The organism is Acetobacter lambici (assembly GCF_011516885.1).
Taxonomy (GTDB): Bacteria; Pseudomonadota; Alphaproteobacteria; order Acetobacterales; family Acetobacteraceae; genus Acetobacter; species Acetobacter lambici.
Map to the genome: position 1 here is coordinate 16,298 of NZ_WOTD01000015.1, position 16,132 is coordinate 32,429.

At 60.2% G+C, this 16,132-nt stretch carries 11 protein-coding genes and 1 pseudogene; 4 read left to right on the forward strand and 8 right to left on the reverse strand.

All coding sequences use genetic code 11. From position 1 onward, the window contains the following. Positions 1-58 precede the first annotated feature (58 nt). The 7 genes from GOB86_RS08440 to GOB86_RS08470 form a co-directional block, all read right to left on the reverse strand. Complete coding sequence (locus tag GOB86_RS08440) at positions 59-1,318, reverse strand: NAD(P)/FAD-dependent oxidoreductase (protein WP_165991907.1); 1,260 nt, start codon at positions 1,316-1,318, stop codon at positions 59-61. A 107-nt stretch (positions 1,319-1,425) separates the two neighbouring features. Next, a complete protein-coding gene (locus GOB86_RS08445) occupies positions 1,426-1,662 on the reverse strand; it encodes a DUF3297 family protein (protein WP_165991908.1) in 237 nt (78 codons plus the stop codon). A gap of 83 nt (positions 1,663-1,745) precedes the next feature. Beyond that, positions 1,746-5,090: an efflux RND transporter permease subunit gene (locus GOB86_RS08450; protein WP_165991909.1), complete on the reverse strand. Its 3,345-nt coding sequence runs from the start codon at positions 5,088-5,090 to the stop codon at positions 1,746-1,748. 44 nt (positions 5,091-5,134) lie between these two features. Next, positions 5,135-5,941 carry a DUF4097 family beta strand repeat-containing protein gene (locus GOB86_RS08455; protein WP_165991910.1) on the reverse strand — a complete coding sequence of 269 codons (807 nt, stop codon included), beginning with the start codon at positions 5,939-5,941 and terminating at the stop codon, positions 5,135-5,137. 9 nt (positions 5,942-5,950) lie between these two features. Next, the gene (locus GOB86_RS08460) at positions 5,951-6,913 is read right to left on the reverse strand and encodes an efflux RND transporter periplasmic adaptor subunit (RefSeq protein WP_165991911.1); all 963 of its coding nucleotides are present in this window, start codon (positions 6,911-6,913) and stop codon (positions 5,951-5,953) included. 15 nt (positions 6,914-6,928) lie between these two features. Beyond that, entirely contained in the window at positions 6,929-7,129 is a 201-nt protein-coding gene (locus tag GOB86_RS08465) for a DUF1656 domain-containing protein (RefSeq protein WP_086645545.1), read from the reverse strand. Between the two features lie 4 nt (positions 7,130-7,133). Then, positions 7,134-9,218 carry an FUSC family protein gene (locus GOB86_RS08470; protein ID WP_165991912.1) on the reverse strand — a complete coding sequence of 695 codons (2,085 nt, stop codon included), beginning with the start codon at positions 9,216-9,218 and terminating at the stop codon, positions 7,134-7,136. A gap of 282 nt (positions 9,219-9,500) precedes the next feature. Between GOB86_RS08470 and GOB86_RS08475 the strand changes: the two genes are divergently transcribed. Further along, positions 9,501-10,649: a metallophosphoesterase family protein gene (locus GOB86_RS08475; protein WP_165991913.1), complete on the forward strand. Its 1,149-nt coding sequence runs from the start codon at positions 9,501-9,503 to the stop codon at positions 10,647-10,649. Beyond that, positions 10,646-13,324 (forward strand): AAA family ATPase, encoded by a 2,679-nt coding sequence (locus GOB86_RS08480; protein ID WP_165991914.1) that lies wholly within the window; start codon positions 10,646-10,648, stop codon positions 13,322-13,324. Before GOB86_RS08475 ends, GOB86_RS08480 begins: the two co-directional genes overlap by 4 nt. On the opposite strand, the pseudogene GOB86_RS08485 reads toward GOB86_RS08480, so the two are convergent. After that, positions 13,325-14,784 (reverse strand): annotated as a pseudogene (locus GOB86_RS08485) (carbohydrate porin). Between the two features lie 214 nt (positions 14,785-14,998). Here GOB86_RS08485 and moaB point away from each other — a divergent pair. Together moaB and GOB86_RS08495 are read left to right on the forward strand one after the other, a co-directional pair. Beyond that, a complete protein-coding gene (moaB, locus tag GOB86_RS08490) occupies positions 14,999-15,553 on the forward strand; it encodes a molybdenum cofactor biosynthesis protein B (protein WP_165991915.1) in 555 nt (184 codons plus the stop codon). Further along, positions 15,546-16,124: a DJ-1/PfpI family protein gene (locus tag GOB86_RS08495; RefSeq protein ID WP_165991916.1), complete on the forward strand. Its 579-nt coding sequence runs from the start codon at positions 15,546-15,548 to the stop codon at positions 16,122-16,124. The genes moaB and GOB86_RS08495 overlap by 8 nt, the downstream gene beginning before the upstream one ends. Positions 16,125-16,132: the final 8 nt, after the last annotated feature.

The following is a 16,132-nucleotide window of genomic DNA, read 5'->3' on the forward strand; positions in this document are numbered from 1 at the left end:
TACGCGTTAACCCTGCCGCACCAGACTGAGCGGATGCGGCAGGGGGTGGAGATATATGTCAGTTCTTGGACCAGTCAGGGTGGTGCGGCACTTCAATGTCGCGGCCCTTGAGCATCATGTCCCAGTAAACATGGGGGAACACGGTGGTCTTGAGGAACCATGCAAACCGGCTGGGCTTACGCTGGTCGTAGGGGAAGCTGGGAGCGGGCTTGCCGCCATACAGGAACTCGGCCAGCACGATCTTGCCATACGCCACGGTCAGCGGGCATGCGCCGTATCCGTCATACTGCCCGCTCAGTGAGCGACCATCGAGCGATGCCAGAACGTTGCGTACAACCACGGGGGTTTGTGCGCGGGCTGCTGCCATGGTCTTGGCGTTGGAGGTGTTCATAACATCCCCAATACCAAAAACGGTGGGGTATTTGGCGTGCTGGAGCGTTGTGGCGTTTACGTCCAGCCAGCCTGCGGCATCGGCCAGCGGGCTCTTTTTTACAAAGTCAGGGGCACTCTGGGGTGGGGTGACGTGGAGCATGTCAAACTCCCGAACCACCTTTGTTACCTTGCCGTCGGGTCCGGTTACCGCAAAGGTGGCCTTGCGCTCGGGCCCGTTTACGGCAATCAGGTTATGTTTGTATTGCAGGTTAATGCCGTAGTAATCCACCGCCTGCTGCAAGGCGGGGCGGAAGTAGGCCACACCAAACAGTGCGTCCCCCGCAAGGCAGAAGTCCACACTGGTGCGGTTGAGCGTACCCTGTTTGCGCCAGTGGTCAGCGGCAAGGTAGGCAATTTTTTGCGGAGCGCCCGCGCATTTGATCGGCATGGGCGGCTGGGTGAACAGGGCCGTGCCCCCCGCAAGGGACTGGATGCAGGTCCAGGTGTATTCCACCGTATCCTTGGAATAGTTGGAGCATACGCCATTGCGGCCCAGTGTTTCGCTCAGGCCTTCAATCTTGTCCCAGTCAAGCTGTAGGCCGGGGCAGACGATCAGGCGGCCATAGGCCACGGTGCGCCCGTCCTCAAGCGTGAGGGTATTGTTTTCTGGCGCAAAGGTGCTGACTGCCGCGCGCAGCCATGTGCAGCCCTTGGGAATAAGCCCGCCTTCCTGCTCCAGTGTGTCACGCAGCTTCATGACCCCTGCGCCAACCAGCGTCCAGCCCGGCTGGTAAGCGTGGGTTGTGGCGGGGTCTATAATGGCAATGTCCAGTGTGGGGCGTTCGCGCAGCATGCGGGCTGCAACGGCAATGCCAGCGGACCCGCCGCCAACAATAACAATGGTGTGCCTGATGGTGGCTTCCGTGCTGGGTGCTGTTTGGGTCATGGAGTGGTTTCCCTTCTGGTCGACCTTGAATTATGCGTGACACTATTCCAAACACTGACAATTAAATAAAGTATTTAATTGTCAGTGCGCCATGCTCTGGCGGAAGGTCAGTCCTTAAGCCAAACTTCAACCGGGCCGGTCAGTTTCATGGTCAGGGGGTTGCCGCGGCGGTCAACCGTCTTGCCAACAGCCACACGGACCCAGCCTTCGCTGACGCAGTATTCCTCAACGTTGGTTTTTTCCACGCCCTTGAACCGCACGCCAACACCGCGTTCGAGCAGGGCTTCGTTATAGAACTCGCTGTTGGGGTTGACGGAAAGACGGTCAGGCATTGCATCGGACATAATGGAAACTTCCTTGGTAAAACGATTGTTCGAACGGTGTTTTAAAAGCTTTTGAGCAGAAAGGCCATGCAATGCCAGCCGTGTTATGGCGCGGTGTTTGGCCGGGTGGTGCCCCCACGCGCCAGCTTGCGCCGAAACCACGCCGCGGCGTTATGGGCAAAGGCTGCCAGCCTGTGCATGAGCAGATAGACAACGGGGGTGGAATACAGGGTAAGCAACTGGCTGGTAGCCAACCCGCCCAGAATGGCAATGCCCAGCGGCAGGCGTAGCTCCGCTCCATAACCGCGGCCCACAATCATGGGAATGGCGGCAAAGGCTGCGGCCATGGTGGTCATAAGAATGGGGCGGAAGCGGGTCAGACATGCCGTTTTTATGGCCTCATGCGGGGGCAGGCCCTGTGTGCGCTCGGCATGGAGGGCAAAGTCGATCATCAGAATGGCATTTTTTTTGACGATCCCCACAAGCATGATCACCGCAATCATACTGATCAGCGAGAAGGGCTGCCCGAACAGCCAGAGTGTGAGCACCGCGCCAAAAGCTGCCGAGGGCAGGGTGGACAGAATGGTCAGTGGCTGAATGTAGCTTTCGTACAGAATGCCCAGAGTGATGTACATGGTGGTAATGGCGGCCACAAACACCAGAGCCTCGTTCACCAGATCCTTGTGCAGGTCGCCTGCCTCGCCCGAAAAATCGCCTTTCAGGCTTTCTGGCGCGTGCAGGTCACGCATGGTCCGGCGGATTTCGGTCTCCGCATCACTGAGTGAATGACCAGCGGCAAGGTCGAAGGAGAGTGCTCCAGAGACAAACCCGTTCTCGTGGCTGACCTGCAGTGGGGTAGGGGCACTGGCAATGCGGGCAACCGTGGGCAGGGGCACCATGGTTTCGGACGCGGCGGAAACGGCCGAACCATTGGAGGCCCCGGCTCCACCCCCGGCCAGCCGGTTGGCAATGGCGTTGCGGAAGGACTGTTCGGACAGGTTATCGCTGCGTGTGTCCGTGGCGTCTGCGGGTTTGCGCACCCGTATGGTGTTGGAGGCCACAGCCCCCGATGCCGTGCCGCCAGCAGTGGAGACCCACAGGGTTTTCAGCATTTCCGGGTTATCGCGGAACTGCTTTTGCACCTCCATGATCACGTAATAGGTTGTGAGCGGGGTGGAAATGCTGGACGCCGTGCGCTGGCCATACGCATCGTACAGGGCGTTGCCAATAAGCTGCGGGGTTATCTGGTAGCGGGCTGCGTTGTCGCGGTTGATCAGCACATGCAGCGCCATGCCGTGCCCGGTCGTGTGGCTGCTGACCCCGCTCAGAATGGTGCTTTTGCGCAGGGCTTCGGTCACGCGGGGCACCCACAGGTCAATATCGGCCTCGTTTTCGCTCCGGAAAACAAAGCTGTAAGCCCCCTCATGCACACGCTGGCCGCCACCGTTAATGTCACCCGCGTTGGAAATGCTGGCCGTAAGCCCCGGTATGGTGCGCACGGCCTGCTGAATATAGGCGGCAATGGCTTCGGGCGTTTGCGTGCGCTGGTCTTTGGGTTTGAGCTGGGCGTAGACCTCCGCCTCGTTCGCGGCATCCTCCCCGGTAAAGCCGATCACGCTCTCCACCCCCGGAGCTGCCTGCATGGCATCGAGCACCGTGCGCGCCTTGGTGGACATGGCAGAAAAGGAGGATGTCTGGTCCACGCTCAGGTAGCCTTGCAAAAGGGCAATGTCCTCCGCAGGCAGAACGGTTTTGGGGATAATGATGATCAGCCCGATGGTGGCTACAAAGCTGAGCGGGAGTGAAAACAGCGTCCACCATGGGTGGCGCAAAGCCACATCAAGCGAGCGTTGGTAAACACGCATCATCCATGCCAGCGCATGGTCCGTGGCATCGGCCAGCAGGTGGGCTGCACGGACGAACGGATTGGCTGATTTTGGGAGTGGTGCCTGCGCGGCAGGATGCACTTCCAGAAAACGGGCGCACATCATGGGGGTGAGCGATACGGCCAGAAAAAACGAGACCGAGACGGCAATGGTCAGCGTCATGGCGAATTCAAAAAAGATTTTGCCCGCAATGCCCCCCATGAGCAGCAGAGGCAGAAAGACCGCAATCAGGGAAATGGTGATGGACAGAATGGTAAAGCCGATTTCCTGCGCGCCCTGCAATGTGGCCTGCATGCGGCCCATGCCTTCTTCCATGTGGCGGGCAATGTTTTCCACCACCACAATGGCGTCATCCACCACAAAGCCGGTCGCAATGGTCAGCGCCATGAGCGAGAGCGTGTCCAGCGAAAAACCCAGCAGGTGCATGAAGGCCAAAGACCCGGCGAGTGAGACCGGCACCGTAATCGCGGGAATAAAGGTGGAGCGCCAACTCCGCAAAAAGGCGAGCACGACCAGCACGACCAGCACGACCAGCAGGACGGAGCCAAGCAGGGTCTCCTGCGTGTCCTCCAGCGCTCCACGGATGGACACCGAGCGGTCCGAAACCAGCGTAAACGCCACATCCGTAGGCAGGGCATTGCGCAAAATGGCCGCGCGTGTGCGAATGGCGTCTGTGACCTCGATCACATTGGTGCCCGGCTGTGCGCGAATAATGGCCAGTACGGCGGACTGCTTGTTGTACCACCCGGCTGTGCGCTCGTTCTGGGGGCCGGAGCGTACCGTGGCCACGCTGCTCAGCCGTACGGGGCGGTTGTTGCGGTAACCAATCACCAGATCGCGGTACTGTTCGGGGCTGTGGGCCTGATCGTTGGTTTCCAGCGTTAGCCGCTGGCCCCCGGTTTCTATGAATCCTTTGGGGGTGTTGGCGTTGGCCGAGGCAAGGGCGGAACGCACATCCTCAAACCCGATGCCATACTGGTAGAGCAGTTGGGGGTTAACCTCCACACGGATGGCAGGTTTGTCCGAGCCGACAATATCCACCCAGCCAACGCCCTTGACCCCGGCCAGCATGGGTTTGAGGTGTGTTTCCCCCAGATCACGCAGGGCGGTTACGTTGCGCGTGGCGGAGGTCAGGGCCGCAACCATGATCGGGCTATCCGACGGATTGGCCTTGTAATACTGGGGCTGGTCCAAAAGTGTGTGGGGCATGTCCGCCCTTGCCGCGCGCAGGGCGGCCTCCACATCCCGCGCGGCACCATTTATGTCTCGGTTATTATCAAAAAACAGCAGGATAAACGCGCTGGAATCCGTGGTGTCCGAGCGCATGCTGCTTACGCCCGCAATCTGGCCTAGCCTACGCTCCAGCGGGGTGGTGACCGCACTGGCCAGTTGCTGGGGGGAACTGCCGGGTTGGGAGGCAATAACGTAAATAACCGGGACAGAAATATTGGGCAGGTCCGCCACCGGCATGGCGCGGTAGGCAAAAAGCCCCGCCACCATAAACGCAACCGCCATAAGGGTTGTGCCAACGGGGCGCATAATGAACAGCCGACTGAAAGACACCGGCAAGGCTCCTCTGGCTTTGTTGGGTATAGTGAGTGTGCCTGCTAGTTCTGCTGCGCAGGGGGGACGCTGGGCAGATTGACATCTATCCGCCCCTTGCCATCGCGCTCGGTCGCTATGGTGCCGGTTGCCTTGTACACGCTAATGCCACCTGCGCCCTGCACATGCAGGGCCGCAACGCCCGTTGTGCCACCAAAGCTGGCCTGGCCCTTGCCTGTATTATTGATGTCCAGTGCCCTGAGCGTGCCCGAGGGGACCGTAAGGCTTGCCGTGCCAGCAAGGTAGACTGCCAGTGCCGGGGCGTTGGCCTGATGGATGGTAATGGGGGCCGATACTGTGGAGCGCAGGCGGGCCGATCCGGCCAATGTGCCTATACTAATAGGGCCGGTGGAGTCCGATGCCAGATCAACAGGGCCGGTCCTGCCAAGGTCAATCGCGCCCGAACCGGACTGAATGGACATGGGGCCACTCCGGTCGTCAATAACAATGCGTGTGGCCTGCGGGCTGTCTATGGCCAACGGCATGGCCGAGGGCATGTGCAGTTCCAGATTTTGCCCGGTGGGGCAGCCTACCTGCGTTAGGGTTATGGTGCCATCTTCTGCCGTGGTGCTTTGCAGGCCCAACGGCCAGATCCCCCCAACGTCCACCCTGCCGGATAGGGTCTTGTCGGTGACAATATGCAGGCTGTTCAGGCACGGCGCGCTAACCTGTACCCGCTGGCCGGGTTGTCCCGCGCATAGGCGGCGGAGGTCAGGCACAGACCAAGGGTGCAGAGCACAGCAGTCAGGCGGGGCAGGGCAAAGGAATGGCGCATAGCTGTGTTTGTGCCAGCATGGGGGGCGGGCGTCCATACTCTATCCCTAATGCCGCGCGCCGTTGCCCCCCGTGCCGCCCATAAGGGCATCATGCAGCCTGTCCAGTGCTTCGGTCAGGGAATCATGCGCGCGTTTGCCCTTGCTGCCAACAATAGTAACTGTGGTGGTCATGCCCGCGGCAAGCTGGGTGCCGGGGGGAATGCTGTCAATCTGTACGCGTACGGGAATACGCTGCGCCAGCCGCACCCATGTATAGACCGGGTCCACAGATGGCAGCCCTTGGGTGGAAGGCGTTGCATTGGGTGTGGCAATACCGCGCGTAATGCTGGTGACATGCCCCCACATGGGCTGGCGGTAGCCCATAAGGTCCAGTCGGGCGGGGTCGCCAATATGGATGGAGCGGATTTTGGTTTCCTCAAAATATCCGTCAACCCAGTAGGAGGAAGCGTCAATCACCTGAATATTGGCTTTGGCGGCGGTGGCGTAGTCACCTACGCGCATGATCAGGTTGGTAACGTACCCGGTTACGGTGCTGCGCACATGGGTTCGATCAAGGTTGATATTGGCTTGTGAGAGTGCTGCCATGGCCGAGGCATACTGCGCCTTGGCAACCTCCGCCGTGGCCTGGAACACCTGTTTTTCCTCGCGGGAGGCAGCGGCGTCGGTCAGGTTGTTGCGACGGTATTCCTGCGTGGCCTTGAGCACCATGTCCGCCTGACGTTCGTTGACCAGTGCGGTGGCCGACGCCACATCCACCTTAAAGTCAAACGGATCAATATCGTACAGAACATCACCTGTATGGACAAACTGGTTATCGCGCACCTTGATGTCGATAATCTGGCCCGAAACACGCGGCGCAATATCGGCCACCTGTACGCGCACCTGCCCGTTACGGGTCCATGGGGCGGCGGTGTAATAATCCCACAGCACAAAGCAGACCACGGCCGCAATGGCCAGAATTATGCCGGTCGTAACAAATTGCAGAAGGCGGCGCGCACGTTCAAACACGGCGGAAAAGCCCTTTCACAGCAGGATGGTATAAAGGCCGATAAGGCCGATAAGGATGCCAAATTCGGCCAAAGGCAGGTTCCACACCACGCGGCGTGCACGCACCTTGGCCAAAAGCGGGTTGAGTGCGAGCAAGGTGGCAATGGCCAGCCCCGCATGCACCACAAAGGAGGAAACCAGCAGACCGCCAATATCCAGAACAGGCTGGAGTTGCATCATCTTAGCGGGCCTTCCACTGCTGGTCGGGTACGGGCAGCAGGTCATATAGGTGTAGGGCGGAGCGGTTGTGTTCGAGCAGCCTAATGGCTCCCACCATGGCGGATACGGCGGCAAGGGCGGTGGCCATCTGCCCATGTGGCAGCCCAATGGCATGGTCGAGCAGAATGCGGGCCTTGTGCTTCATACGCACAAGGGCTGCATCCACGTTGTAAATAATGGTGGAGCGGTAGGCGGATTCCGCATCCAGCCGGATGGCGGGAATGGTGGCCGCGCGTTGCAGGTGGCGGCGGGCGCGGGCCAGTTCAAGGTTGAGCGTATCCAGGCTGGCAAGGCGGGCAAAAACACGCTGGCGCGCTTTGTTGGCGGGCAGGTAGCGGTTCCATTCCAGAATACGGCATAGCCGGTCGTAATGGCGGCTGATCAGGGCGGAGCCAGCCTGCTCGCCATGTCCTTCAAACTGGAGCAGCAGGTCATGCCCGATGGTAATGCCCACCCGGAAGCGCCTGCGTGATGCGGAGGGAGGGAGGAGGAGGACCAGCGAAATAAAGATCATGATCGCGGCAAACAGGTACAGCACATTACGGTCAATAAAGGCCGATGGCTCGTAATTCTGCTGGTCGGCTACCCCCAGAATAACAAAAAAGAACACCCCGGCATTAAACCCGATCGTGGCTGTTCGAGGGTGCATGAGCAGCAGGCACCCGCCAAAAATAACGGGAATAATGACCAGCGCCAGAAAAGGCATGTCCGCCCCATGGGGGAGAATGCCAAAGTTGAGCACGGCCGCCACAAAAATGGCCAGTGGTGTGCCCAGGAGTGCGCCCATGCCAAAGCCGCGCACATTGTAGGTTGTGGCCGCAAGGGTGAGGATGATCGCAACCTGCGAGAGAGCGGAATACGTGGCCGGAATATCGGAAATAATGCACAGCCCTGCTGCCACGGAAAACCCGATGAGTGTGCGCAACCCGTTCAGCAGGGCGGCAATGACGTCATCATGCTGGTCAATTTTAAGCTCGGGGGCCTGTGTGCGTGCGCGTTGGCCGTGTTCAAACGCATCTATGCCATCCACCGCCCATCGTGCGTCGGACAGAAGGGCCATGGAGCGTTCAATCAGCCATGCCTCATCCAGAGTTGGACCAAGGCAGAGTTCGTTTTCGTGCGCTTCGCGCGCTAGGTCTTCCAGATCATGCACCGCTTGTGCCGGGGAATCGACGGGGGTGCCATCTCCAAAAGAATTGCGGATGTGTTTGAGCACCGTGGCCGAGACCTCCCCCTTGCGCAGCACAAGAGCAATGGCCTGACTGCACGAGAGCATTTCCAGCAGCGCCACCATGGCCGAGTGCGCGCCTGCAAGCCGTAAGCGTGCATCGGGCAGTTCGGTCTTGGCGAAGGAAATTTGCGAGGTCAGGGCAATAATTTCCCCCGCAAGGCCCGCGCAGGCCATGCTGTCGGGAATGCTGTGGCCAGCCAGTGCGTCCTTGGCAATGCGGCGCACCATGTCCGACGTGCGGCGCAGGTTGGCTGTCAGTTTTTCAAACGCAGTGGGGGAGCCAAAAATGTCGTTGATCGCGGCGGTGGAGGCAATGCCTACAACAATGCAGGACACGCGGTTGACCGTAACATCAAAAATGCCCGCCGGGTTATCAATACAACTGATCCCCACAATAGCGACCGTATAGCCCGAGAGCATGGCCGCGTAGGCCCGGAAGTCGCGCTCAAGCGTGCCAACTATGGTGCACAGGGTCAGCCACAGCGCCACCCCCCCCAGAAAAACCCCCCGTTCCTGATTGAAGCAGGCGGTCAGAAAAAGCGCGACAAACGCGCCAATAATAGTGCCCGCCAGACGGTACAGCGCCTTGGAGAGCACCTGCCCACGCAATGGCTGGGCCAGAATCATAACCGTAACAGCCGCCGTGCCGGGGGAGGAAAGTTGGAGCCAGAACGCGGTGCCAAGTGCCAGCACGGCAGACAGCCAGGTCCGCAGGCAGAACAGGAACCACCCGGGAGAAAACACGGAGGGCGGGAGTTGGAGGAACCAGCCCCGCCACCCCGGTCTGTGCATAAAAGCTGTTTTCTCAGCGGTCATTCTGGTCTGCTTTTGCTGTGGCCACTGAGGTAGGATTGCCCCCGAATCCGAATTGACAGGCGTATATTAAAATAAAATATAATGTTTGAGGAAAGTTCTGCCCATAGTCTGGCATTGCGTTAAACGCGCAGCAGACCTGAAGCATAAGCCTGCAAACTATAATGGGGCTAATCAACTCTGGGTCTGGCGCACGCATGGCTGTTATTGGCGGCATGGTTGTGCCTACCATCATGCCATATTCCGTCTTGTCGATCTATTGGTGGTGCAGGCACAACAGTGTGTATGAAAATTGTTCATACCTCCGACTGGCAGATCGGCCGGACCTTCAGCTTTGTAAATGATGATGCACTGGGCGCGCTTCAGGCGGAGCGGCTGAATGTGATCGAACGCATAGGTCTGCTGGCCCGCGCAGAGGGTGCCGCGCATGTGCTGGTCGCAGGCGACGTGTATGAACACGAAACCCCCTCCGAGCATACATTGCGCCAGCCCATGGAGCGCATGCGCCAGTTTGCGGATATAAGCTGGCACCTTATTCCCGGTAACCACGACGCCCATATTCCCCAAGGGGTGTGGACCCGCCTGCTGCGCGACAATGCGGCCCCCGACAATGTCAAGCTCCACCTTGATCCCGCACCGGTGGAACTGGATGCCGCGCATAATGCGTGGCTGTTGCCCGCCGTTTTGCAGCGGCGGCACACCCTGTCCGACCTTACGGCTTATATGGATGACGCCCCAACGCCAGAAGGGGCCTTGCGCATTGGGGTTGCCCACGGCTCGGTCGTAGGGTTCGGGAATGAGGACGAGGCCCAGAACAACCCCATAGCCATAGACCGCGCAGCCCGGGCCGGGCTTGCCTATCTGGCATTGGGGGACTGGCACGGTTATCGCCAGATCAACGAACGCACGGTGTATTCGGGCACGCCGGAGGTCGACCGCTTTGGCACAGGGGGTGCTGGTGGTGGTGAATGCGTGGTGGTGGAGTTTGCTGGCCCCACGGCCCCGCCACGGCTGAGTACACACAAAACCGGGCGCTTTATCTGGCGCAAGTTTGAGAACGTGGTGCTGACCAGTGGTGCGGATATAGAAGCGCTGGAAAACCGTGTGCGCGCCATAGCCCCCGAACAGCCCCATACCATTCTGGCATGGCTGGAGGTCAGCGGCATGCTCGGGGTGGATGATCTGGCATTGTATGAATCCCTGATCGACCGCCGCCTGCGTAGCGCGCTGACCTGTCTGCGCCTGACGGGCGCTCCGGGGCTTGCCGCGGGGGAGGATGATCTGGACATGCTTGGTACGTCCGGCCCCGTGCGCGCGAGCGCTGCGGCCCTGCTGGAGCAGGTCAATGCCGGAGGGGCCGAGGCCGCCGTGGCGCAGGAGGCACTGCAAAGGCTCTTCCTGCTCTGGGGCGAAGTACGGAGGGCCGCACAATGATCCTGACCGACATCCAGATCGAAGCCGTGCGCCGCTTTGCCTCCCCCATTCGGGTCGAAGGGCTGGGGGCGGGGCTGAACGTTCTGGCTGCCCCGAACGAGGCGGGAAAATCCACAGTGCTCAAGGCCTTGCGGGCAGCCCTAACCCTCAAGCATGGCTCCAAGGCCCAGCCGTTCAAGGACCTGCTGCCCTATGGGGGTGGCTCCCCCCATATTGGGGTGGCGTTTACGTGGAACGGTCAGTCCTGCTGGTTGGAAAAAAAGTTTGGCAACGGCAATCTGGCCCGGCTTGATCTGGGGGCCGAACGGTTTGACGGGGAGGAGGCGGAAGAACGCCTGCAAGCCCTGTTCGAGCTGGAAAAAATCAACAAATACGAAGCCGCAGGGCTTTGGAACGCCCTGTTGGTGGAGCAGGGCGAAAGCTTTGCCCAGCCCCCCCTGCAAGGGGCAGGGCGGGCAAGCCTTCAGGCCTGTCTGCAACAGAGCCTACAGGGGGTTACCGGCACGGCCGAGGCCAGCGCCATGCTGGCATTGGTGAGCAAACGGCTTGCCCAGTACCAGACCGCAACCGGCAAGGTCAGCCAGCGCATGCGGCAGGTGCAGGAGGCAAGCGAGCACGCCCATGCGCTGGTCGCCACACTTGTTGCCCGCCGGGAAGCACTGCATGAGGACATAAACGGGCTGGAGCAGACCCGCCGCATGCTGGCCGAGAGCGAAAACCCCGAACTGCGCAGGCAGGCGGAGGAAAAGCTTGTTGCCCTGCGCCACAAGCGCGATCTGCTGCTTGGACTGGCAGCGCAGGAGCAGGCTGCACAGGCACAGTTGAATGCAACCGAACAGAATTTGCAGCATTTTCAGGCCGAGCAGGAACGCCGTCAGACGCGCAGAGCCGACATTGCCCGGCTTGAGCAGGCACTGGCCGAAACCCGGCTTGGGCAGACCGAACTGGAACATCTGGCCCATGATGCGGACCAGAAGCTGGCTCAGGCGCAGGCTGGGTTGGGTGCGGCCTCAACCCGGCACCAGCAGGCCCGGGCCACTTTGTCCCGCGTGAGGCAAAGGGCCGCACAGGTGCATAACCAGCAGGCGCTGGCGCAGGAACGTACCGCTTTTGAGCGTGCCGACGCCGCATGCGCAAGGCTGGAAAAAGCACAGGCCACCCTGCGCGTTATGCCAGTGGATGCGGCTTTTATGCGGCGGCTGGCCAAAGCCGTGCAGGGGGTGCAGCAGGCTCAGGCCCGCATGCAGGCCCAGGCCACACGGTTTGTGGCCACCTTGCAAGCTGATGCAGCAGGCACCGTATGGCTGAACGGCCAGCCCTGCCCACTGACCCCCCAGTCCCTGACAGACGTGAGCGAACTTGTGGTGGATGGCGTGGGACGCTTTACCATAAGCCCCCCCACCCAGCAGAGCGAGGCTCTCCATACCGCCCTGGCAACCGCCCAGACAGCTTTGGATGACCTGCTGGGGGAGGTGGGGTGCCACAGTGCCGATCAGGCCGAAAGCCAGCATGAGGCCCGCAGGCAGGCCGAACGTGCGGTGGAACAGGCCAGTGCCGAGTGTATGGCCCTGCTCAATGTGCCACAGGCCAGCCACATAGGGAGTGCTCTGGACCAGCAACGCCAGAAGCTGAACGAGCGGGAAGCCCTTTTTGCCAAGGAGCAGGCGGCACAGGCGGACTTGCCCGTAGAGGATGCCGCACAACTGGATGAGGAACAGGCCAGCAGGCAGGAGCAGGATGCGCTTATGGCGGAGGAGGCCGCCCGCCAGCATGAGCGCGATGTACAGAGCCAGCATCGCGTGGCGCATACCCGGCTGGAGCAGGCTCTTGCCCAGACCGTGCAGCAGCAGCAGACCCTGCAACGCGACCAGCGCGAACTGAGTGTGTGGGTTGAACGCGACCCAGATGCAGCCCTGCTGGCCCGTACCAGCCAGAGTGAGCAGGACCGGCGGCACGCACAGGCCGAACTGGCCCGCATTGCCCAGATCCGCCAGCAGGAGGAACCTCTGGCTGTGGTGGAACAGGGCATTCTCCGCCGCGAGCAGGATATGGAGCGTGTGCGTGATCAGGTGACGCGCCTGTCCATGGATAAAATGGAGCGGGAAACACGTATCCGTCAGGCTGAAGGGGACGGGCTGGATGAACAACTGGCCAGTGCCGAGCGCCATGCCGAGCAGCTACAGGGGGAACTGGCTGCATGGGAGCGCGAGCGCGCAGCCCTTGCGCTGCTGGAAAGCACACTGCTCAAAGCGGAAACCACACAGACCGAGCGCTATCTGGCCCCGTTGGTGCAGGCCATGCAGCCTGCTTTTTCGGCCCTGTTCCGTGGGGTGACACTGGAAGTGGATACACAGTTTGCCCTGACCGGCCTGACCCGCCAGCGCGCGGAGGACATTAAAGACCTGTCCGATGGAACAAGGGAGCAGATTGCCGTGCTGGTCCGGCTGGGGTTTGCCGAACTGCTGCACAAACGGGGTGCCCCAGCCATTCTGGTGCTGGATGATGCGCTGAGTTTTTCGGACTCGCAGCGGCTGGAGACCCTGTTTGATGTGCTGTCCGATGCCGCAACACGGTTGCAGATCATACTGCTGACCTGCCACGCGGAGCAGTTTACCCCCTTGCGGGGGAATATGCTGAGCCTGCGCCCGATGGAGCGGTTTGAGGTTCCCCGTTAATTACAGAACCGCGTTGAACTGAAGCCCCATGACCGCCGCATCGTGGAAGACGGTGCTGCCACCGGGGCGGTTGATGTACTGAAAGTCCGGCTGCAGGGAAATGCCGGGGGCTACGTGGGCGTTGTAGAACACTTCGTAAATGTTCTCATGCGACTGAACGCCCCAGACCGGCCCCCACTGGTTGGAGGGGAAGGCCACACCGGCATTGACCGCGGCTTCCTGCTGCAAGGTGGAGGCGCGGCTCATGAGTTCCCACTGGTACATGGCACCAACACTATCCATCGGGCGGCCCCATTTGGCGCCGGTTTCCACCATGCCCGCCCAGATATGGTGGGACATGGCGGTGGTGTGCCCGTCCGCCCACATCCAGCCTGCAAGGGCGATCAGGCCATTGGTCGGGCCATCACCATTGCGGATCAGCATCTGGTCGGCCATGACCCATGCGCTGGCCCGGCCCGCGCGGTAGCGTTTGGGCATGCCGGTCTCAATCCACGGGTTGCCGTGTATGTCTTCCAAAAGGTCGGGGTAACTGGAGTTATCGTACCCAAAACCGGCCTTGTAGTGTCCGTTCAGGTGGTCTTTGCCAAATTTGGGTAGCCAGCCCACTTCCACGGGGGAGGAGAACTTGCCCAGACCATCCTGTGCCCATGCCCAGCCGGAAATGCCGCCGTTGAATGCGTGGGGAGAAACCGCAAACAGCGCACCCATGATATAGGTCTCGCTCGTGGGCATGACACGGGCGACAAACCCGAGGTTGCCTGATGGCCAGTCACGCGCGCCCTCGGTATATTTGGTGGGGGCGGGGTTACCGCACATGGCCACGTTCATGTACATACAAAACAGCGGGGAGGCGGCAAAAAAGCTGCCCGGCGGGATCCAGCCCGCACTGACGTCCAGATGATTATGGAAGAACGAATGTTCGGCATACAGGTAAACAAGGTGGGCCACCACGTTGCCTCGGCCACCATAAATCTGCTGCACGCCGCCTATGGAATCCCCAATATAATCCGTGCTCAGGTTCCGCCCGTGGCCGTTCACGACCATCATATGGGTCCAGAAGTTCTTGAACAGGTCCGTATTGGTCAGCTTGCCCCAGTCCACGTCCAGTTCCACACCAGCCTGACCGGCATCGGTCTCACCCTTCCTGCGGCCCCCGCGGAAGTTGCCTGCCAGTTCCTCATGCACGTCGGCCAGAATATGGATGCCGTGGTTGATCAGCCACGGCTGCGCACCACCCCAGTTGCCAAAAAATGGTCCTTGCCATAGGGGGCGGAAAACAGGGGGCCGGGGTCTTCGACCAGATTGGCCTCGTTATCAACTTCCAGACTGGGTAAAAGACCAATAGAACTGTTGCCACCGGGCAGGATCTGCGCCCGTGCGGGAAGGGCCGCAGCCATGAGGGGGAGAAGGAAGGCAAAAAGCCAGAACGTGCGAAAAGGAAAGAAAATACGTTTGGTCATGATCCCAATTATGTTGTCTTTGGATTGGTCTTGTGCGTGAGCCATAAGATCAATCATGGTTTATCGGGGTGTAACAACCCCAATCCCTAAATGTTTTTTAGGGCCGGTGCAGGCAAAAGGTTGCCCTTATGTGGTTATTTTCTGCTTCAGACGGCTATTATTCATTTCTCTGATGCGTTTTTGCATCATACTTGCGGAGATATAACAGTCAGCCATGTCCAAGATAGATATGAACCGCCCGTTTTTGCCTGTGCGTATTGCTGTTATGACTGTTTCGGATTCGCGCACGCTGGAGACGGACACCTCCGGGGCAGCCCTTGTGGCCCGGGTCGAGGCCGCAGGGCACACCATTGCCGCGCGCACCATTGTTTCGGATGATACGGACCTGATCGTAGCGCAGTTGAGCGCATGGATCGCGGACCCGCTGGTGGATGTGGTCATTACCAATGGCGGCACCGGAGTAACCGGGCGGGACGTGACACCAGAGGCGTTCGAGCGCGTTATGGAAAAACGGATCGAAGGGTTTGGCGAGCTTTTTCGCATGCTGTCCTATCAGAAAATTGGCACATCCACCATTCAGTCCCGTGCTGTGGCCGGTGTTGCGGGGGGGACATACCTGTTTGCGCTCCCCGGTTCGACCGGGGCAGTCAAGGATGGATGGGACGATATTCTGGTGTTCCAGCTCGATAGCCGCCACCGTCCCTGCAACTTTGTGGAACTGATGCCCCGCCTGCGCGAAGGGCTGAAGGAGAGCTCTCACCATGACTGATGACGTAAAGCTGCTGATGCTGGCGGGTGACTACGTGGAGGACTACGAGATTATGGTCCCCTATCAGGCACTCACCATGCTGGGCTACAAAGTGGATGTGGTCTGCCCCGACAAAAAGGCAGGGGATAAGGTCCTGACCGCCATCCATGATTTTGAAGGTGCGCAGACCTACAGCGAAAAACCCGGCCATGCCTTTACGCTGACCGCGGATTTTGAGGCGATTGATACGGACGACTATCTGGGGCTAATTGTGCCCGGTGGCCGTGCTCCTGAATATTTGCGGCTTAACGCACGGGTGCTCGATATTGTGCGTGCCTTTGCAGACCGGCCATTGGCTGCCATCTGCCACGGTGCGCAACTGCTGGCGGCCGCAGGGGTTATCAAGGGGCGCACGGTATCGGCCTATCCGGCATGCAGGCCGGAAGTGGAACTGGCTGGCGGCATTTATGCCGATATAGCAGTCACGGACGCCGTAACGGATGGTGAACTGGTGAGTGCCCCGGCATGGCCTGCCCACCCGGCATGGCTTGCGCAGTTTTTAAAGGTGCTTGGCGCTAACGTCAGCATTTGAGCGCGTCC